This window comes from Pseudomonas sp. S30 (genome assembly GCF_016518545.1).
Taxonomy (GTDB): domain Bacteria; phylum Pseudomonadota; class Gammaproteobacteria; order Pseudomonadales; family Pseudomonadaceae; genus Aquipseudomonas.
This window is the reverse complement of sequence record NZ_JACVTO010000003.1, coordinates 30,208-50,319: the sequence shown is the minus strand read 5'-3', so window position 1 is coordinate 50,319 and position 20,112 is coordinate 30,208. Positions and strand designations below refer to the sequence as shown.

At 65.6% G+C, this 20,112-nt stretch carries 11 protein-coding genes and 1 pseudogene; 7 read left to right on the top strand and 5 right to left on the bottom strand.

Features of this window, described 5'->3' with window-relative positions; translation table 11 throughout:
- Positions 1-34 precede the first annotated feature (34 nt).
- From IAE34_RS04725 to IAE34_RS04715, 3 genes are all read right to left on the bottom strand, one after another.
- On the bottom strand, positions 35-1,798 hold the full coding sequence (locus IAE34_RS04725; protein WP_200137705.1) for a protein-disulfide reductase DsbD: 1,764 nt from the start codon (positions 1,796-1,798) through the stop codon (positions 35-37).
- A 186-nt stretch (positions 1,799-1,984) separates the two neighbouring features.
- Positions 1,985-2,764 carry a methyl-accepting chemotaxis protein gene (locus tag IAE34_RS24670; RefSeq protein ID WP_442793256.1) on the bottom strand — a complete coding sequence of 260 codons (780 nt, stop codon included), beginning with the start codon at positions 2,762-2,764 and terminating at the stop codon, positions 1,985-1,987.
- Between the two features lie 1,302 nt (positions 2,765-4,066).
- A complete protein-coding gene (locus IAE34_RS04715) occupies positions 4,067-5,722 on the bottom strand; it encodes a GGDEF domain-containing response regulator (RefSeq protein WP_200137703.1) in 1,656 nt (551 codons plus the stop codon).
- A 249-nt stretch (positions 5,723-5,971) separates the two neighbouring features.
- Between IAE34_RS04715 and IAE34_RS04710 the strand changes: the two genes are divergently transcribed.
- The 6 genes and pseudogenes from IAE34_RS04710 to IAE34_RS24665 all read left to right on the top strand — a co-directional run.
- The gene (locus IAE34_RS04710; protein ID WP_200137702.1) at positions 5,972-7,039 is read left to right on the top strand and encodes a DUF2333 family protein; all 1,068 of its coding nucleotides are present in this window, start codon (positions 5,972-5,974) and stop codon (positions 7,037-7,039) included.
- Positions 7,036-7,569, top strand: a complete 534-nt coding sequence (locus tag IAE34_RS04705; RefSeq protein ID WP_200137701.1) for an NUDIX hydrolase — start codon at positions 7,036-7,038, stop codon at positions 7,567-7,569. The genes IAE34_RS04710 and IAE34_RS04705 overlap by 4 nt, the downstream gene beginning before the upstream one ends.
- Before the next feature lie 239 nt (positions 7,570-7,808).
- The gene (locus IAE34_RS04700; protein WP_200137700.1) at positions 7,809-8,180 is read left to right on the top strand and encodes a translation initiation factor Sui1; all 372 of its coding nucleotides are present in this window, start codon (positions 7,809-7,811) and stop codon (positions 8,178-8,180) included.
- 158 nt (positions 8,181-8,338) lie between these two features.
- Positions 8,339-10,252 carry an arginine decarboxylase gene (gene speA, locus IAE34_RS04695; protein ID WP_200137699.1) on the top strand — a complete coding sequence of 638 codons (1,914 nt, stop codon included), beginning with the start codon at positions 8,339-8,341 and terminating at the stop codon, positions 10,250-10,252.
- Between the two features lie 654 nt (positions 10,253-10,906).
- On the top strand, positions 10,907-12,526 hold the full coding sequence (locus IAE34_RS04690; RefSeq protein ID WP_200137698.1) for a methyl-accepting chemotaxis protein: 1,620 nt from the start codon (positions 10,907-10,909) through the stop codon (positions 12,524-12,526).
- Between the two features lie 94 nt (positions 12,527-12,620).
- Positions 12,621-12,872 (top strand): annotated as a pseudogene (locus IAE34_RS24665) (hypothetical protein); the annotation flags it as partial.
- Here the strand turns inward: IAE34_RS24665 and IAE34_RS04685 are convergent.
- Together IAE34_RS04685 and IAE34_RS04680 are read right to left on the bottom strand one after the other, a co-directional pair.
- Positions 12,836-13,423 carry a DUF4189 domain-containing protein gene (locus tag IAE34_RS04685; RefSeq protein ID WP_200137697.1) on the bottom strand — a complete coding sequence of 196 codons (588 nt, stop codon included), beginning with the start codon at positions 13,421-13,423 and terminating at the stop codon, positions 12,836-12,838. The pseudogene IAE34_RS24665 and the gene IAE34_RS04685 sit on opposite strands and share 37 nt — an antisense overlap.
- A gap of 160 nt (positions 13,424-13,583) precedes the next feature.
- On the bottom strand, positions 13,584-14,921 hold the full coding sequence (locus IAE34_RS04680; RefSeq protein WP_200137696.1) for an MATE family efflux transporter: 1,338 nt from the start codon (positions 14,919-14,921) through the stop codon (positions 13,584-13,586).
- Between the two features lie 189 nt (positions 14,922-15,110).
- Between IAE34_RS04680 and IAE34_RS04675 the strand changes: the two genes are divergently transcribed.
- Positions 15,111-20,012 (top strand): alpha-2-macroglobulin family protein, encoded by a 4,902-nt coding sequence (locus tag IAE34_RS04675; protein WP_200137695.1) that lies wholly within the window; start codon positions 15,111-15,113, stop codon positions 20,010-20,012.
- The last annotated feature ends 100 nt before the right edge of the window (positions 20,013-20,112 follow it).

Genomic DNA, 20,112 nt, shown 5'->3' with positions numbered 1-20,112 from the left:
CACTCTTGCGGAAAAGTTCCCACAGGTTGGGACCTTATAGCCCGAGCGTGCTGCGCACGCGTGTCAGAATCGTCGTCAATTGCTCGACGTTCACTTCGCCCACCGCCCGATCAGTGGTCAACTCGCGGCCGTCGCCAGCGAAGAACAGCAGCGCCGGAGGTCCGAACAGCCCGTAGCGATCGAGCAGCTCACGCTGTTCGGTGGTGCTGTCGGTGATATCCAGGCGAATCAGCTTGAAGCCGGCCAGGGCATCTTCTATCGCAGCGGCGCTCAACACCTGCTTCTCGATCACCTTGCAACTGATGCACCAGTCGGCGTACCAGTCCAGGACCACTGGCTGGCCGGACGCCTTGGCCTGGGCGAGGGCGGCGTCGAGCGCCGCAGGGCTCGTGAGCGTCTGCCAGGCAGCGCTGCGCGGCGTTTCTGCCGAGGCACTGGTCGGGTGATCGGGCAACGGGCGCAGGGGGTCGTCGGCACCGGTCAGTGCGCCGTACCAGCATGCCAGGGCGTAGAACAGGCACAGCAGGCCCAGCAGTTGTGCCAGGCGCTGGCGAGGTGGCTTAACCACGAACTCCAGGGCGCCGAGGAACAGCCCCACGCCGCCGGCCAGTAGGCCGACCAGCACCAGCGTCGCAGGCCCTGGCAGCACGCGGCTGAGCAGGCCGATGGCCACACCCAGCAACAGCACCCCGATGATGTTCTTCACCGTGTTCAGCCACGGTCCGCTCCTGGGCAGCCAGGCCGCGCCCCCGGTGGCCACCAGCAGCAGTGGGGCACCCATGCCCAGCCCCAGGGCGAACAGCTTCAAGGCACCGCCCAGGGCATCGCCGCTGGCGCTGATGTAGAGCAACGCACCGGCCAGCGGGGCCGAAACGCACGGCGAGACCAGCAGGCTGGACAGCACCCCGAGCACCGCGGCGCCCAGCAGCGAGCCGCCACGCGTGCCGCGCGCCACACGGTCCAGGCGCTCGCTCAGGGCGTGCGGCAACTTGAGTGCGAACAGGCCGAACATGGCCAGGGCGAATACCCCGAAGAACAGCGCGAAGGGCACCAGTACCCACGCCGATTGCAGGCGCGCCTGCAGGTTCAGGCCGGCGCCGAACAACCCCATCAGCGCACCGAGGGCGGCGAAGCTGGCCGCCATCGGCAGCACGTACGCCAGCGACAGCGCCAGCCCTCGCCAACCGCCGGCCTGGCCGCGCAGCACCACGCCGGAGAGGATCGGCAGCATCGGCAGCACACAGGGCGTGAACGTCAGCCCCAGGCCCGCCAGGAAGAACAGGGCCAGGCTCTGCCAGCCCACCTTCTGGCCGGCTGCCGCGGCGCTCGCCGGCCCGTCTCCCGGAATGCTCAGCCGGGCGCTCTGGGGCGGGTAGCACAGGCCTTTGTCGGCGCAGCCCTGGTAGCCCACCAGCAGGGTGAAGGCGCGGGTATCGGTGCGCGGCAATTCGATGTCGACGATGCCATGGTAGACCTCGACGTCGCCGAAGAACTCGTCGTGCTTGGCCTCGCCTTGGGGAATGCGCGGCTCGCCCAGGGCGATGTCGGCCGGGTCGCTGTGGAACTGCAAGCGGTGGCGATACAGGTAATAGCCCTCGGTGGCGATCAGGCGCACCGTGATGGACTTGGCGTCGGCGCGCAGCAGCTCGGGCTTGAAGGCCTGATCGACCGGGAGGAAATCGCCCTGGTTGGACAGCGAGGCGGCGCCGAGGGTGGCGCTTGGGCGATCGTCGAGCAGGCCCGAGGCGAACACGGGGCTTGCCAGCAACAGGAACAGCAGGAAAAACAGGCGGCGCATGGCGGACTCGCGAGGTGGAACGTGCCGGGCATGATAGCGGAGTTGATCGGCTCCGGGGATGACCAGGGGCTGTCCGGCGCGGCTTCTGCAGGCGTGGCGAACTGCCGCGCCTGCCTTCTCACTCGGCGCCCTGCCGCTTGTGGACGTGCTCAAAAGCGGCTGCGGCGTCCTGGCTGGCTCAGCGCTTCACACCCTGAACGCGCCAACCGCCTGATTCAGCTCGCCCCCCAGTTGCAGCAACTGCTCGCCTTGCTGGCGCCCTTCGCCGATACGCTGCAGGTTGTCTTCACCGAGCCGGTGAATGCGCTCGCTGTGATCGCGGATCTCGCTCACCGCGCCGCTCTGCTGAGCGGTGACATCGGCGATGCGCACCGCCGTGTCGGCAATGGTGCGGATCGCGCTGACGATCTCGTCCAGCGCGCCGTCGGCCATCTGCGCCTGGCTGGCGGTGGCTTCGGCATGCTCCAGCTGGGTGCGCATGCCGTCGACCGACTCGCGCGCGGCCAGTTGCAAGCGATCGATCAGCACCTGGATTTCCCCGGTGGCGCCCGTGGTGCGCTGGGCCAGCGAGCGCACCTCGTCGGCCACCACGGCGAAGCCACGTCCCATTTCGCCGGCCCGCGCGGCTTCGATGGCGGCGTTGAGGGCCAGCAGGTTGGTCTGTTCGGCGATCGCGCGGATCACCGTCAGCACGCCGCCGATGGTCGCCGATTCCGCCGCCAGTTGCTCGATCAGTTGCGCGTTGCCCTGCACCTCGTCGACCAGCGCGCGCAGGCCCGACAGGCTCTGGCCGATCACCGCCTGGCCGTGTTCCACGGCGCGTCCGGCATCGCGGCTGGCATCGGCCGCCGAGCTGGCGTCGCCGGCCACTTGCTGGATGGTCGCCTCCAGTTCACCCAGGGCATCGCGGATCTGCGCGGTGTCGCCGGCCTGGCGCTCGGCGCCGTCGTGCAGCGCGGTACTCATGCCGGCCAGGGCATGGCTGCTGCCGGCGACCTGCTCGGCGTTGTGGCGCAAGGTCCCGACCAGCGTCACCAGGTACTGGCGCAGGCGGTTGAGCGACTCCTGGATCTCGCGCAACTCGACATTGGTGCGGCCCAGTTCCACGGCCTGGCCGAAATCCCCTTCGGCCCAGCGCGACAGCGCTGGTGCCAGGCTGGTGAGCGTGCGGGTCAGGCGGCGCTGGAGGGTGTCGATCAGCAGCGCGATGAGCAGGATCAGGCCGATCATGCCGCCCTGGGTGAAGCGCACCTCGGCGGCGATCCTGCTGTGCTGGCCGCGCACCTGGGGTTCCAGGGCGGCGATGGCCTGCTGCACCGCGTCGAGTCGTTCGCGGGTACTGGCCGCCAGCGCGGCACGACGCTCGATCTGCTGACGGGTGCGTTGCAGCTCGGCCGGATAGCGGCCCAGCAGGCTCTGCAGCTCGCGCTTGAGGCCCACGGCCACGTCTTCCTTGTGCTCGTCGCCCTGGCTTTGCAGGCCCATCATCGCGGCGAAGTCGTCGGCGCTGGATTCGGCGGCACGGGTCACCCCCAGCAGCGGCAGGGCGTCGATCTGCTGGGCCTGGGTACGGATCTGCTGAAGTTCTCGCTCCACCTCGTCGGCAAGCTCCGCGCGGCCGCTGCTGATCAGCTTGTCGCGTGCCGAGGCCATGCGCCCCAGGTGCAGCGACGCCTCCAGCAGCGGGGCGAGGTAGCGCGGTGCGTCGGTACTGCCGCTGTCCCGGGCATAGCTCGCCAGTTGCTCGAAGTTGGCCGCCAGTTCCCGTTCGGCTTGCAGCAACAGCGCCTGCGGGTCCCCGGCCAGCTTGCCGGCCGCCAGCAGTTCGTTGGCGGTGAACGCCTGCAGGCCGTCCAGGCTCGGGCGCAGTTGGTCGGCCAGCGCCTGCGGCCATTGGCCGAGCGCCTCGTGCAGCCGGCCAGTGGCCTCCATGGCGGCCGCGTGGCGCAGGGCATCGCCGCTGGACAGGTAGGCCTGGATGTTGCCCGCCGCCTGGTTCTGGAACTGCTGGGACAGGCTCAGGTAGCGCTCCATCATCTGGTAGGGGCGCTCCAGGGCGCGCTGCGACCACCACAAGGTCGCGCCGAGCGCGAAGCAGACGGTCACCAGCAACAGGGTATTGAAATTGGTCAGCCACTTCAGGCGCATAGCCGCAGACTTCCAGGCAACGGTGAGGTAGGTGCCTGAACGTATTGCGGTTTTGTGACGCGGTGATGACGACGCCGGCTTGGCGCCAAAAAAAAGTGGCACAGTGCCGCTACTGATGCGCTACCCAGCCTCGCCTTGCTGCCCTGGATCTGCCGCAGCCTGGGCCTGGACCCTCATCACGCAATTGCGCCCGGCATGCTTGGCGCGGTACAGCGCTTCGTCCGCAGCACTGGCCAGGCTCAGCGCGTCGAACGCCTCGTCGAACTGCACCACGCCGGCGCTGAAGGTGCACTGCAGGTCCCGAGGCTGGGCAGGGTAGTGGATCTCGGCGAAGCGCTGGCGGATGCTGTCCAGCACCTGGTGGGCGGCGTCCAGGCCGGTGTCGGGCATGACGATGGCGAACTCTTCGCCGCCATAGCGGCCGATGTAGTCGGTCTTGCGCAGGCGCTGCTTGAGAAACAGCGCCAGGCTCTTGATCACCCGGTCGCCCATGGGGTGGCCGTGGTGGTCGTTGATCTTCTTGAAGTGATCGATGTCCAGCATCGCGAAACTCAACGGCCGCTGTTCACGCCTCGCGCGGAAGCTGCAATCTTCGAGCAGTTGCAGGATGTGGGTATGGTTGTACAGCCCGGTCAGGCTGTCGCGGACCATGCGTGCCTTGAGGTGGCGGGCACGCGCCGCCCGGTTGCGCACGGTGGTCAGCAGGTGGCGGGCGCGGATCGGCTTGGTGAGGAAGTCATCGCCGCCCTCGCTCATGGCGTCGAGCTGTTTGTCCAGGTCGTCCTCGGCAGACAGGTAGATGATCGGCACGCTGACATAACGGTCGTTGTGGCGGATCACCTTGGCGAGCTCGGCGCCGCTGCAGTCGGGCATGTACATGTCGAGGATGATCAGGTCGGGCTGGAAGTCGGCCAGCTCGGCCATGGCCTGCATCGGGTCGGTGAGGCTGCGGGTGACGATCCCGGCGCCATTGAGCAGGCGCTCGGTGTGCAGGGCCTGTGCCCGTGAATCGTCGATCACCAGGACTCGGTACGGCTCGTACTGGGCAGCGCTGGTCAGCAACTCGAGCTTTTCCAGCAGGCTCGACGCTTCCAGCGTGCCGGTCAGGAACTCCCGTCCGCCGGCTCGCACGGCGGCCAGGCGGGTGGGCGTGTCGGCGTCGTGACGGCTGAAGAACAGCAGCGGTATCGCCGTGCTCAGCCCCTGCTGGACCTCGGCCGCCAGGGCCAGGCCGGCGCCGCGTGCGCTGAAGTCCACGTCCATGACGATCGCTGCGGGCAGGCATTCGCTGAGCGCCGCACGCAGGGCTGCGCTGCTGTCCAGCGCCGCAGTGCTCAGGCCGAAGAAGGCGAGTTGCTGGACCAGGCGTTCGGCGCGGTCGATGTCCTGCAGAAGGATGTAGACCGGCTTGCCCACGGCGGGCAGGTGCACGCTGCCAAGCTGGTCGCCCTGGCGCAGGCCTGTGCGCGACAGGCGCTGCATCAGGCGCTCGAGCTCGCCGATCGCTGGCGAATCCAGGCGTGCACTGCCGACCTCGAGGGTGGCCAGGAGCGTGCCTATGGCCTGGGCCAGAGCGGTATGCTCAGGCTGCTCGAAGCGTTCGGCATAGCGTTGCAGGCACAGGTTGGCATCGCCCAGTTCGGCGAGTCCGGCGCTGTTCCATTCGCCGCCCTGCAGGCGCTGCCAGATCCCCAGCATCTGTCGGGCCTGGTGAATGACGCGCTGGGCGAAATGCTGACGCAAGCGCTCGTGGCTGTGCTCGGCGGGCTGTGTCATGTCCTGGCTGCTTGTAGGAAGTTGGGGTGCAGGCTCGATGATGGCGCCATGCTATCACCTCTTACACAGCCCGTGCGTGCCGCGAGTCAGCAAAGCGAGGCGCCCGAACATTCAATTCGCGACCGCAGAGTCGCTTATGCGCATGCTTGCGTCTGCTTTATAGTGCCAGGGTGCGGGCCTGCCGTGGCACCCTGGCCAAGGGCTGCGGTCCAAGCCCCTGAACCTTCATGATTGATTAAGGACAACGCCATGCTGGACTGGAAAAACCGCGAGGCCAAGGCCGAGCGGCGCGAGCGCGCCGACGGTCGTGGCGCCGCCACCCGTAGCTATTTCGGCGGTCTCTGGGGCCGCGCCCTGTTGACCCTGGTCGGCCTCTATCTTCTGGTCTGCATCGGCCTGGGCTGGTACTGGAGCCAGGAACCGGCGCTGTTCCCGGTGCAGCAGAACGCCCAGGCGGCTGCCCAGAGCAATGGCCAGCAGATGGTGATCGGCTATACCACCACCGAAACCCTCAAGACCGTGGCCGCCACCCTGCTGGACAAGCCAGGGGGCTATATCGCCAACGACCGCTTCCCACCGGGGCTGTGGATGGACAACATGCCGAGCTGGGAATATGGCGTGCTGGTCCAGGTCCGCGACCTGTCGCGCGCCCTGCGCAAGGACTTCGCCCGCTCCCAGTCGCAGTCCACCGAAGACGCCGACCTGGCCAAGGCCGAGCCGCGCTTCAACTTCGATTACAAGAGCTGGATCCTGCCTTCCAGCGAGTCGGAGTTCGCAGAGGGCATCAAGTCCCTTGGCCGCTACCAGGCGCGCCTGGCTGCCGGCGACAAGGGCGCGATCTTCTATACTCGCGCCGACAACCTCAACAACTGGCTGGGTGACGTCGCCACGCGCCTGGGCTCGCTGTCCCAGCGCCTGTCGGCCAGCGTCGGCCGAGTCAAGCTCAATAGCAACCTGAAGACCGAAACCGTGCAGGCTGGCCAGGCGCCGCAGGTCGACGAGGAAATCGTCGAGACGCCGTGGCTGCAGATCGACAACGTCTTCTACGAGGCCCGTGGCCAGGCCTGGGCGTTGTCGCACCTGCTGCGCGCCATCGAGGTGGACTTCGCCGACGTGCTGGCCAAGAAGAACGCCACCGTCAGCGTGCGCCAGATCATCCGTGAACTGGAAGCGTCCCAGGAGCCGCTGTGGAGCCCCATGGTGCTCAATGGCAGCGGCTTCGGCATGTGGGCCAACCACTCGCTGGTCATGGCCAACTACATCTCGCGCGCCAACGCGGCGGTCATCGACCTGCGCCAGTTGCTCTCGCAGGGATGATCCCCAGCCCCGAAGAGGCTGCGCACCGCGCGGCCTCCGACGCCGAACTCGTGGCTTGGGTAGATGCCGAGGATCGCTACCTCGGTGCTCTGCCGCGGGCCGAGTTGCGTGAGCGCGGGCTCATCGGGCGCTGCACCTTCATTCTGCTGTTCAATGGCCGGGGCGAGCTGTGCGTGCACCGGCGAACCCTGAGCAAGGCGCTGTACCCCGGTTTCTGGGACGTGGCCGCCGGCGGCATGGTCGGCGCCCATGAAAGCTATGCCGAGTCGGCGGCCCGCGAGCTCGAAGAAGAACTGGGCATCGCGGATGCGCCCTTGCGTTTTCACGAACGGTTCTACTTCGATCAACCGGGCAACCGCCTGTGGTGCGCGGTGTTTTCGGCAGTCTCGGACGCGCCGCTGCGCTTGCAGCCTGAAGAGGTGATGGAGGCACGGTTCATGACCCTGGCCCAGGCCGAGGCCCAGAGCCAGGTGAAGGACTACTGCCCGGATTCGCTGGCGGCGCTGCAGCGCTACAAGGCGAACCTGTGAAGGCCCGATGGACGTGGCGCGGGCAAGTGCGCGAGCCTGGCGCCGCCGCGTCGCAATACCTGCGCAAAATGGCGCAATCCGATACTTAGCAAGCGATGGGTTTACCGTTACACTGCGCGCCCCTGCGGGGTTGTCGCGATGCTTGCGGCAGTAGCGCCGCCCCTGCCAGAGTGGGGCTTCGCGGTCGGTCCAGCCTCCTGGGCGCCGACCAGTTTTTGTCCTCAGCCAGAGGAACAAAAGTGGCCAAGAAAGCTTCTTCCTTCTCCGCCCTCGGTGGCCTGGTGTTTTCCACCGACGCCGGTCGGCATTGCCCCGATTGCAGTCAGCCGGTGGGCCAATGCGCCTGCAAGCAGCCGGTGGTCGCCGAAGGCGACGGCATCGCCCGTGTGCGACGTGAAAGCAAGGGTCGCGGCGGCAAGACCGTCACCACCATCAGCGGCGTGCCGCTGCCGCCGGATCAGCTCAAGGAGCTGGCCAGCACCCTCAAGCGCCGCTGCGGCACCGGCGGCGCCTTGAAAGACGGCGTCATCGAGATCCAGGGCGATCACGTCGACCTGCTGATCGGCGAACTGGTGAAACAGGGCTTCAAGGCGAAGAAGTCAGGCGGTTGAGCCAGTAGCCTTCGCCGCGGCTTTTCACACAGCGCCTAAACTCGTCCCTGTGATCAGGGTCTACCTGCGCAGACGGACGAATCGTCATCTTCAGCTTTCATACTGCGCGCGCCCGATGGGCGAGGGCAGTATCCAGAACTTATCGACAGGGGACTTGAATGTCCGTACGACGCACACGCAAAGACGATGGCAGCCAATGGACCGCGGCCGACAGCCGCCGTGTTTACGGGATCCGCAACTGGGGCGCAGGTTACTTCGCCATCAATGATTCCGGGCGCGTCGAAGTGCGTCCGAACGGCCCGCACAGCTCGCCCATCGACCTCTACGAGCAGGTCGAGCAACTGCGCCAGAGCGGCCTGTCGCTGCCGCTGCTGGTGCGCTTCCCGGACATCCTGCAAGACCGTGTTCGCCAGCTGACCGGCGCGTTCGACGCCAACATCGCGCGCCTGGAATACCAGAGCCGCTACACCGCCCTGTATCCGATCAAGGTCAACCAGCAGGAGGCGGTGGTGGAGAACATCATCGCCACCCAGAACGTCTCCATTGGCCTGGAAGCGGGCTCCAAGCCCGAGCTGCTGGCCGTGCTGGCATTGGCCCCAAAGGGCGGCACCATCGTCTGCAACGGCTACAAGGACCGCGAGTTCATCCGCCTGGCGCTGATGGGGCAGAAGCTCGGCCACAACGTGTTCATCGTCATCGAGAAGGAATCCGAGGTCGCCCTGGTGATCGAGGAAGCCGCCGAACTCAAGGTCAAGCCCCAGGTGGGCCTGCGCGTGCGCCTGTCGTCGCTGGCCTCGAGCAAATGGGCCGACACCGGGGGCGAGAAGTCCAAGTTCGGGCTTTCGGCGGCGCAGCTGCTGTCGGTGGTGACGCGCTTCCGTGACGCCGGGCTGGACCAGGGCATTCGCCTGCTGCACTTCCACATGGGCTCACAGATCGCCAACCTGGCCGACTACCAGCATGGTTTCAAGGAAGCCATTCGTTATTACGGCGAGCTGCGCGGGCTCGGCCTGCCGGTCGATCATATCGACGTCGGCGGCGGCCTGGGCGTGGACTACGACGGCACCCATTCGCGCAACGCCAGCTCGATCAACTACGACATGGAAGACTACGCCGGCGTGGTGGTGGGCATGCTCAAGGAGTTCTGCGACGCGCAGGGCCTGCCGCACCCGCACATCTTCTCCGAAAGCGGCCGCTCGCTGACCGCGCACCACGCCATGCTGGTGATCCAGGTCACCGACGTGGAAAGCCACAACGATGACGTGCCGACCATCGAGAACAAGGACGCCCTGCCGCAGACCGTGCAGTGGCTGGTGGACCTGCTCGGGCCGACCGACATCGAGATGGTCACCGAGACCTACTGGCGCGCCACCCATTACATGGGCGATGTGGCTGCGCAATATGCCGACGGCAAGATCACCCTGGCCGAGAAAGCCCTGGCCGAGCAGTGCTACTTCGCCGTGTGCCGTCGCCTGCACAACTCGCTCAAGGCGCGTCAGCGCTCCCATCGCCAGGTGCTCGACGAGCTCAACGACAAGCTGGCCGACAAGTACATCTGCAACTTCTCGGTGTTCCAGAGCCTGCCCGACACCTGGGCCATCGGCCAGGTGCTGCCGATCATTCCGCTGCACCGCCTGGACGAGGAGCCGATTCGTCGCGCGGTGCTGCAGGACCTGACCTGCGACTCCGACGGCAAGATCAAGCAGTACGTCGACGAGCAGAGCATCGAGACCAGCATGCCGGTGCATGCGGTGAACGAAGGCGAGGACTACCTGCTGGGCGTGTTCCTGGTCGGCGCCTACCAGGAAATTCTCGGCGACATGCACAACCTGTTCGGTGACACCGATTCGGTGAACATCTACCAGAACGCCGACGGCAGCGTGTACCACGCCGGTATCGAGACCCACGACACCATCGAAGACATGCTGCGCTACGTGCACTTGTCGCCGGAGGAGTTGATGACTCACTACCGCGACAAGGTCGCCAGCGCCAGCATCAGCGCCCGCGAACGGACCCAGTTCCTCGACGCGTTGCGCCTGGGGCTGACTCGGTCCTCCTACCTGTCCTCCTGACCCGCAGACAGCCCGCGTTCATCGCGGGCTTTTTGATCGCAACTGTGAGTGACCGTTGCGCTGAGCTCAGTTGGTGACAAGGCCAAGAGATTCTGGTCGAGGCATATACGTTGAGATCGAGCTGTAGAACACCTGGCCAGTTCTTGAGTGCGTGACTCTATCTGTCAGATATCTGTCTTGGCGCCGCGAGGAACAGGGCTATCAAAAGCGCTTGTAGATCTGCTTTGAATCGCAAGTGTGAAAGTTACTTTGTTTGGCTAAAAGTATGTTCATGTAGTGTTTGCGCTTACCGGCCTATTCGAACGCGGAGAAGCTCATCTGACTCATGGGCAAGACGTGTTGGCGTGGATGAACGGAGCGCTATTTCAGCAGCGGTCAGGCTGCCGGTGCTGACTTGATCGGAGTTTCAGTAAATGCAATGTTCTCGCGTTTGTGAAATTTCAAAGCGGCTGGGCTTACTGCTGTTTTGTTGATTGCAATTGCCGCCTGTCGGTCGCAGTAAGATAGCATTTTAGAATCACCGCTAGACGCCGAATTAGATTTAGTAGGCCCTGGTTTCGGTTCGATCTGAAGCCAAGGCACAGGGATGTGGCAAGCCACACAAAACTCCGAGTGGTACTCGGAGCAAGTTGTCCTCCCTTTTGAGGTCCTCGTATGTCGAAATCCCTGAGATTGCAGATTCTCACGCTGGTCAGCGGCAGCCTCGTGCTGGTCGTGCTCATTGCCTTGGCGTGTTTCCAGTTTCTATCCAGCAACGTGCACGCCTATCGCGGTCTGCTCGACGGCCCGTTGCATGCCTCGCAACTGGTCGATCAGGCCAACCTGCAATTCAAGATTCAGGTCCAGGAGTGGAAGAACGTGCTGCTGCGTGGCAAGCAGCCGGCAGATCGCGACAAGTTCTGGGCGCAGTTCGAAGACCAGGAACGTCAGGTGCAGGATACCCTTAGTAGCCTGAGTGCAATGGACGGCCTGGACCCCACGACCAAGGCTCGAGTCGACGCGCTTCGCACCGAGCACCGCACACTGGGAGTCGCTTATCGAAAAGGCCGTGATGCTTACATCGCTTCCGGCAATGAGCCGGTCGCCGGTGACACCGCCGTGAAGGGCGTTGACCGTGCTACCAGCGAGCAGATGAGCGGTCTGGTGACCGACCTACGCAAGCAGAGTGATGAGCGGTCGAAAATTCTCAGCAGTACCGCCGACCGGACCATTCTCGTCGGCACGCTAGTCATGCTCGCCTCGGCGTTGCTGGTCGGCGTGCTCACCCTGTGGATGGTCAACCGGAACATCGTCGGCCCGATTCGCATGCTGATCGAATATGTAGCGCAATTGAGCCAGGGCAAGTTCAGCGACCGCGTCAGCATCACCCGTCATGATGAGCTTGGGCATCTGGCGGTTGCCGCCAACACACTGCGGGATTTCCTCGCCGAGACTTTCACCCGCCTCAAGCGCAGCACCAAGGACTTGGACAGCGCCGGCGGCGAGCTGAAGGCGATTGCCGCGCTGATGGCCCAGGGCACCCACGAACAATTCGAGCGCACCGATCAGGTGGCGACGGCGATGACCGAAATGTCCGCCACTGCCCAAGAAGTTGCCCGCCATGCGGCTCAGGCTGCACAGGCCGCTGACGAAGCAGATCGTAGTTCCAAGGAAGGCAGCGAGGTTATGGACGCGACCATTGCCGCGATCACCCAGATGCGCACCGAGATCAGCAACACCGCCAACGTCATTCGGCGTCTGGAGGCCGACAGCGGTCGGATCGGCAAAGTGCTGGAAGTGATTCGTGGCATCGCCGAGCAGACCAACCTGCTGGCCCTCAATGCGGCCATCGAAGCGGCCCGTGCCGGCGATGCCGGGCGCGGTTTTGCGGTGGTCGCGGATGAAGTGCGCACACTGGCCCAGCGCACGGCGGCCTCGACGGCGGAAATCAACCAGATCATCAGTTCGGTGCAGACCGGCGCCGTCGATGCTGCACAGGCGATTGAAAGCGGACAGGCCCGCAGTCAGGAAAGCGTCGATCAGGTGGCGCTGGCAGGCTCGTCGCTGGAACGCATTACCAGCGCCGTGGAAGCCATCCGCGAAATGAACCGCCAGATCGCTACGGCCGCGGAAGAGCAAACGTCCGTGGCCGAAGACATCTCCCGCAACCTGACCGAAATCACCGCCATTGCCACCACCAACCAGGGCAACGTCCAGCGCACCCAGACTGCGAGCCAGGATCTGCATGTGTTGTCGGTGGGATTGAACGACGTGATCTCGCGGTTGAGCAATTAGGACTGAATTTGTGAGCAGGGAGCTTTCGCCCCCACGCTAATGACGGAGCTAGCCGGATCATGTACCCGCAGCTTCATGCGGTTGGCCCAGCGGTTGGCAGACAGGTCATCAGCAATACCCTGGCGGTGTCGGGCTGGTGTGGGAAGGCGAGGTGTATGGATGGAAGAACGAACTGTGCGATCCACTAAGCGAGCGTCCAAGAGCCTAGGCCGACGACATAGCCGGACTGGTCTTCAAGGCCGAAGGCTGCGACGAATACAACGGCAGGCCGAGTGCAGCCCCCGTTGAACGGGCATCAACTCATGCCTGTTACTTGACCCTTCTGGCGAGACTGCAGGCGCTATAGACAACTCGGCATTCGCTTCTGGCAGCCTTGCGACATTCACTCAGCGCACTTTTCTCGGCCACGGCGACATCAGCCCCACTGGCGACGCCGTAGCCATCCGATGCCCAGCCAACCGCTGCACACTGATTGTTGTAGGTCAGCACCAACTGGCAACGCTTGCCACCTCTCGCTCTACAGTCGTGCATCGCAGTCTCGGCAGCGGCTGATTTACTATCGAAATCAGTCACAGTTCCGGCTTTTCCCGAATCACTGTCGATTGAAATAGCACCCCATGTATCTACCCAAACAGCCTTGGGGGGCTGCGGATAGTTGCCTCCCTCGTTGTAGCCAGGCATGCCTGCCGCATCAGGAGGAATGCAATTTCCGCCTCCTGTGTCTACGCCGGTAGCGCATTGCGCAAAAGCGTTGGAGGCAAAGAGCAAACCTGCAACGAAACAAATGCCTATCGGACTGGTTGGGATGGTTTTCATTTTGATTGAGTAATCCGGTAAACGACTAAGGAAAACGCCCGGCAAACCCGTTGCCAAGCGCGCTGGATTGAGCAAGATCACAAGGCTTATCAACGACTGACAAATTTACGGAAAACGCCAGGCATGTTGCATGCCGACACGCATCAACTCGCAACAGGAAGACGCTCAACAGTACCTCAAGCCCTGGCCCTCAAACGCTGATTCCACCGCCGGATCATGAAGACCTTGTACGATCTGAAGCTCAACGGACCCACTGCGAACGTAGACGCAACTTCCACCCCACCCATCCCAACGTCACCGCCCGCAATCCCATGAACCCCAGGAAGGCCAGCCACAGTCCGTGGTTGCCCAACCCGCGCAGGGCCAACGCCACCGGCAGTGCAAGGGCCACCGACAGCAGCATCGCGTTGCGCATTTCCCGCGCGCGGGTCGCGCCGATGAACAACCCGTCGAGCAGATAGCTCCACACCGCCACCAGCGGCAAAAGCGCCAGGTAAGGCAGGTAGGGGTAGGCTGCGGCCCGCACGCTGTCGATGTCGGTCTGCAGATCGATGAACAGGTGCCCGCCGACCAGGAACAGTCCGGCGAACACCAGGCTGACGATCAGCGACCAGCCGCCCGCCACCACCAGAGCGCGGCGCAAGGTGTCCCGATCCCGCGCGCCGATGGCGTGCCCGCACAGCGCCTCCACGGCATGGGCCAACCCGTCCAGCGCATAGGCGGTCAGCAGCAGGCCATTGAGCAGCAGCGCGTTGGCCGCCACCGTCGCCTCGCCCAGACGCGCGCCCTGCACCGTGACGAGCAGGAACACCAGTTGCAGCGCCAGGCTGCGCAGGAAGATGTCGCGGTTGACCGACAGCAGCGGTCGCCAGGCGCCCCAGCGCTTGAGTGCAGACCAGTCGACGCGTCCCGGACAGGCGCGCAGTGCCGGGCGGGTCATGGCCAGGCCCAGCAGCGCTGCGGACCATTCGGCGATCACCGAAGCCCGCGCCGAACCGAGCACGCCCCAGTCCAGGCCCAGCACGAACCACAGGTTCAGGGCGATGTTCAGCAGGTTGGTGGTGAGCAGGATCGCCAGCGGCGCGCGGGCGTTCTGGGTGCCCAGGAACCAGCCGACCAGGGCGTAGCTGGCCAGGGCCGCTGGCAGGCCCAGCAGGCGGGTGTGGAAGAAGGTTTCGGTCGCGGCATGCAGCGCCTGGCTGGGCTGCATCGCCTGCAAGGCCAACTGGCTCAAGGGCAGGGCGAGCGCGCCGATCAGCACGGCGAAGCCCAGTGCCAGCAGCAGGCCCTGCACCAGTACCTGGCGCAACGCGGCGCCGTCGGCACGCCCGGCCGCCTGGGCGGCGAAGCCCGTGGAGCCCATGCGCAGAAAGCCCAACAGCCCGACCATGAAGGTGAACAGCGTGGCGCCGACAGCCACCGCACCCAACTGGTGAGCGTGCGGCAGATGGCCGACGACCGTGCTGTCGACCAGCGCCACCAGCGGCACCGACACGTTGGACAGGATCATCGGCGCGGCCAGTGCCCAGACCTTGCGGTGGGTGAGGCGATGCTGCCAGTCGGTGAACAGTGCGGTCATGGAAGGTACCGGATCGGGGGCGGTGCAGGCGGCTCGATGCGCCGCGCGGCGTGCGAGGGTGGGATTCTACCTCGCCAGCAACCATTGCACGCGAACAGGGTCTGACTTGTCGATCGCCATCAACTGCGATGCGCGCCGTTGCGCTATAGTTGCTGCCCTCATCACCCCGTTGCCGAAGAGTCCCTTTCCATGTTCAACAAAGGAATGTTGCTGGCCTGTGTGCTGGCCTTGCTCAGCGCCTGTGATTCCTCGTCCAAGGACGCCCCGCCGCCGGCCGAGAAGGCTGCCGCCAGCGCGCCTGCCGAAGCCCGCACGGCCAAGCGTGAAGATCCGGCGGTGCTGGCCAAGCGCTACGCCGATCGCGAGCTGAACGTGCTGGACGTCTCCGAAGTGCAGATCGAGGGCGCCAGCGCGCTGTCCATCAGCTTCTCGGTGCCGCTGGACGCCAACCAGGACTTCGCCGCCAAGGTACACCTGGTCGACACGGTCAAGGGCAAGCTCGACGGCGCCTGGGAACTCTCCGACAACCAGATGGAGCTGCGCATGCGCCATCTGGATCCGCAGCGCAAGCTGGTGCTGACCGTCGACAAGGGCCTGCTGGCGGTCAACGGCAAGGCGCTGGCCAGCGAGTCGGTCAGTCGCCTGGAAACCCGCGACATGCAGGCGACCGTCGGCTTCGCCAGCCGGGGTTCGCTGCTGCCCACCCGCCTGGCCGAAGGCCTGCCGATCATCGCCCTGAACGTCGACAAGGTCGATGTGGATTTCTTCCGGGTCAAGCCCGAACAGCTTTCCAGCTTCCTGGCCAGCTGGGGCCGCAACAGCAGCATGTACGCCTACGAGTCCAAGGACACCCTGAAGATGGCCGAGCTGGTCTACAGCGGCCGCTTCGACCTCAACCCCGCGCGCAACACCCGCGAGACCGTGCTGCTGCCCATCGCCGGGGTCAAGCCGTTGCAGGAGCCGGGGGTGTACCTGGCGGTGATGCGCGCCTCGGGCACCTACGACTATTCGCAGCCTGCGACACTGTTCACCCTGAGCGATATCGGCGTGTCCGCGCACCGCTACCGCGATCGCCTGGACGTGTTCGCCCAGGCCCTGGAGGGCGGCAAGGCGCTGAGCGACGTGACCCTGGAGCTGCACGACGAGAAAGGCAAGGTGCTGGCCCAGGCCAAGACCGACGGCAAGGGTCACGCCGAGCTGCCCATCACCGCCAAGGCCGACACCCTGATCGCCACCCAGGGGGTTAACACCACGCTGCTGCGCCTGAACGGCGCGGCCCTGGACCTGGCCGAGTTCGATATCACCGGCCCGCAGGCCAATCCCCTGCAATTCTTCATCTTCGGCCCGCGCGACCTGTATCGTCCGGGTGAAACCGTGCTGCTCAACGGCCTGCTGCGCGACCAGGACGGCAAGCCGGTCAAGGCCCAGCCGATCAGCGTCGAGGTGCGTCGTCCGGACGAGCAGGTCAGCCGCAAGTTCGTATGGGAAGCCGACCAGAACGGCCTGTTCCAGTATCAACTGCAGTTGGCCAGCGAAGCGCCGACCGGTCGTTGGCAACTGCTGCTCGACCTCGGGGGCGGCCGCAAGCAGGTCTACGAATTCCTCGTCGAGGACTTCCTCCCCGAGCGCCTGGCCCTGGAGCTCAAGGGCAGCGCCACGCCGCTGAGCCCTGAAGACGCCGCGCGCATCCAGGTCAGTGGCCGCTACCTCTACGGCGCACCCGCAGCCGGCAACCGCCTGAGCGGTCAGGCCTACCTGCGCCCTCTGCGCGAAGCGGTCCCGGCGCTGCCCGGCTACCAGTTCGGCTCGGTCACCGAGCAGGAGCTGAGCCAGGACCTGGAGCTGGACGAGGTCACCCTCGACCAGGCCGGCAAGGCCACCCTGACCCTCGACAGCCGCTGGGCCGAAGCTCGCTCGCCGCTGGAGTTGACCGTCCAGGCCAGCCTCCAGGAGTCGGGCGGTCGTCCCATCACCCGCCGCCTGGAGCAGCCGATCTGGCCAGCCGAGCGCCTGCCGGGCCTGCGCGGTCTGTTCGACGGTGACGAAACCGACAGCGACGCCCCGGTGCAATTCGAAGTGCTGGTCGCCGACCGTGAGGGCAAGAAGTTGGCGGTGGACAACCTCAAGGTCCGCCTGATCCGCGAGCGTCGCGATTATTACTGGAACTACTCGCAGAGCGATGGCTGGAGCTACAACTACAACGAGAAATTCCTCACCCAGAGCGAGGAAACCGTCAACATCGCCGCTGGCGCCACCGCCAAGCTGAGCTTCCCGGTGGAGTGGGGGCCGTACCGCGTCGAGGTGGAGGATCCTGAAACCGGGCTCGTCTCCAGCGAGCGCTTCTGGGCCGGCTACCGCGCGCAGGACAACGCCGAGGGCGGCGCAGTGCGCCCCGACCAGGTCAAGCTGGCGCTGGACAAGCCCTCCTATGCCGACGGAGCCACCGCGAAGATCACCGTGACCCCGCCGGCCGCCGGCAGCGGCTACCTGATGATCGAATCCAGTGACGGTCCGCTGTGGTGGCAGGAGATCGATGTGCCGGCCGAGGGCAAGACCTTCGAGGTCGAACTGGACAAGCAGTGGGCGCGCCATGACCTGTACGTGAGTGCCCTGGTGATCCGTCCTGGCGAGCGCAAGGCCAATGCCACGCCCAAGCGTGCCGTGGGCGTGCTGCACCTGCCGCTGGACCGCGCCGAGCGCAAGCTGGCGGTCAGCCTGCAGGCGCCGGAGAAGATGCGGCCCAAGCAGCCGCTGAGCGTGAAGATCAAGGCACTCAACGCCGATGGCAGCGTGCCCAAGCAGGTCCATGTACTGCTGTCGGCAGTGGACGTCGGTATCCTCAACATCACCGACTTCAAGACCCCCGATCCCTTCGCCAGCCTGTTCGGCCGCAAGGCCTACGGCGCCGACCAGCTGGATATCTATGGCCAGTTGATCGAAGCCGGTCAGGGCCGCCTGGCCAGCCTGGCCTTCGGCGGTGACGCGGCCATGGCCAAGGGCGGCAAGCGCCCCAACACCACGGTGACCATCGTCGCCCAGCAGAGTTTGCCGGTGACCCTCGACGACAAGGGCGAAGGCGTGGCCACGGTGGACATCCCCAACTTCAACGGCGAGTTGCGGTTGATGGCCCAGGCCTGGACCGACGAGCACTTCGGCATGGCCGAAGGCAAGACGGTGGTCGCCGCACCGCTGATCGCCGAGCTGTCGGCGCCGCGCTTCCTCGCCGGCGGCGACCAGACCCGGTTGGCGCTGGACCTGGCCAACCTGTCCGGCCGTGCCCAGCAACTCGACGTGCAGCTGAGCACCGAAGGTCAGCTGGACCTCGCAGGGCCCGCCCAGCAGCATGTCAGCCTGAGCGAAGGCCAGCGCACCACCCTGATGATTCCAGTGCAGGCCCGGGGTGGTCTGGGCCAGGGCAAGGTGCAGGTGCGGGTGAGCGGTCTGCAGCTGCCGGGGGAGAACCTCGACGGCTTCCAGCGTGAGTGGACCCTGGGCGTGCGCCCGGCCTATCCGGCGATGCTCAAGCACTACCGCGTAGCCCTGAAGGATCAACCCTGGACTCTGCCCGACAACGAACTGGCCGAATTCGAGCCGGCTGGCCTGGAGGCGACGCTGGCCTTGTCCAGCCGTCCGCCGCTGAACCTGGCCGAGCAGATCCGCGCGCTGGAGGCCTATCCGTATGGCTGCCTGGAACAGACCACCAGCGGCCTCTACCCCTCGCTCTACGCCGATGCCGACAGCCTTAAGCGCCTGGGAATCAAGGGCGAGCCGGCCGATGTGCGCAAGCGCAAGATCGAAATGGGCATCGAGCATCTGCTCGGCATGCAGCGCTACAACGGCAGCTTCGGCCTGTGGAGTTCGGACAGCGAGGAAGAATACTGGCTGACCGCTTATGTCACCGACTTCCTGCTGCGCGCCCGCGAACAGGGCTTCGGCGTACCGGCCGAGGCTCTGAAGAAGGCCAACGAGCGCCTGCTGCGCTACTTGCAGGAGAGCAACCTGATCGAGGTCGACTATAGCCAGGACCCGGCGCACACGCGTTTCGCCGTGCAGGCCTATGCCGGTCTGGTTCTGGCGCGTAGCCAGCAGGCGCCGCTCGGCGCTCTGCGCAGCCTGTTCGAGCGGCGCAGTGACGCCCGCTCGGGCCTGCCATTGGTACAACTGGCGGTGGCGCTGGACAAGATGGGCGACAAGCCCCGTTCGCAGGATGCCCTCAAGGCCGGTCTGGCGATCGGGCGCGGCAAGGGCTGGTTGGCCGACTACGGCAGCCCGGTGCGCGACCAGGCCCTGATCCTGGCGCTGTTGCAGGAGAACCAGCTGGCCAGCGGTCAGGTCGACCAGCGGCTGTTCGCGTTGTCCGACGAACTGGCCGCTAACCGCTGGCTCTCGACTCAGGAGCGCAACGCCTTGTTCCTCGCCGGTCGCGGCCTGCTGGGCAAGCCGGAAGGCCCGTGGCAGGCGCGGCTGGACAGCGCCGGAGAGGTCCGCCAATTCGACAACAGCGATTCGGGCATGCTGCTCGACGGCCCGCTGCTGGCCTCGCCCCTGACCGTGCAGAACCAGAGCAGCGAAACCCTCTACCAGCAACTGACGCTCTCCGGTTACCCACGTCAGGCGCCGGCACCGCGCAGCAACGGCCTGGAGATTCGCCGCGAATACCTGGGCATGAATGGCCAGCCTCTGGATCTGCGCAGCCTGCGCAGTGGCGACCTGGTGTTGGTGCACTTGGCGCTCAAGGCGCAGGAGGCCGTGCCGGATGCACTGGTGGTCGACCTGCTGCCGGCAGGTCTGGAACTGGAAAACCAGAACCTGGCGCAGAGCGCTGCCAGCCTCGACAACGCCAGCAGTGCGGTCAAGCAATGGCGCGAGTCGATGCAGAACGCCAACGTGGTGCACCAGGAGTACCGTGATGACCGCTATGTCGCCGCGCTGAAACTCGACGGCTACGGCACGACCCACTTGCTGTACCTGGCGCGTGCGGTCACCCCCGGCAGCTACCGAGTTCCACCGCCCCAGGTGGAGTCGATGTACCGCCCGAACCTCCAGGCGGTCGGGGAAAGTCAGGGAGACATGGTGGTGCGCGGCCGCTGAGCCCCGTTCGTCCTCGTGAGGACGGGTTCACCCGCGATGCGCTGGCCTGTTCGCCATCGTCATCGCGGGTACGGTCGACCCCGCTCTCATGCCAGGTCAC

What these genes read in the sequence shown, in the direction of transcription:
- IAE34_RS04680 (WP_200137696.1), bottom strand. Translation starts at nt 14,921, where the DNA reads ATGACCGCACTGTTCACCGACTGGCAGCATCGCCTCACCCACCGCAAG.
- IAE34_RS04705 (WP_200137701.1), top strand. Translation starts at nt 7,036, where the DNA reads ATGATCCCCAGCCCCGAAGAGGCTGCGCACCGCGCGGCCTCCGACGCC.
- IAE34_RS04675 (WP_200137695.1), top strand. Translation starts at nt 15,111, where the DNA reads ATGTTCAACAAAGGAATGTTGCTGGCCTGTGTGCTGGCCTTGCTCAGC.
- IAE34_RS04715 (WP_200137703.1), bottom strand. Translation starts at nt 5,722, where the DNA reads ATGACACAGCCCGCCGAGCACAGCCACGAGCGCTTGCGTCAGCATTTC.
- speA (WP_200137699.1), top strand. Translation starts at nt 8,339, where the DNA reads ATGTCCGTACGACGCACACGCAAAGACGATGGCAGCCAATGGACCGCG.
- IAE34_RS04710 (WP_200137702.1), top strand. Translation starts at nt 5,972, where the DNA reads ATGCTGGACTGGAAAAACCGCGAGGCCAAGGCCGAGCGGCGCGAGCGC.
- IAE34_RS04690 (WP_200137698.1), top strand. Translation starts at nt 10,907, where the DNA reads ATGTCGAAATCCCTGAGATTGCAGATTCTCACGCTGGTCAGCGGCAGC.
- IAE34_RS24670 (WP_442793256.1), bottom strand. Translation starts at nt 2,764, where the DNA reads ATGAGTACCGCGCTGCACGACGGCGCCGAGCGCCAGGCCGGCGACACC.
- IAE34_RS04725 (WP_200137705.1), bottom strand. Translation starts at nt 1,798, where the DNA reads ATGCGCCGCCTGTTTTTCCTGCTGTTCCTGTTGCTGGCAAGCCCCGTG.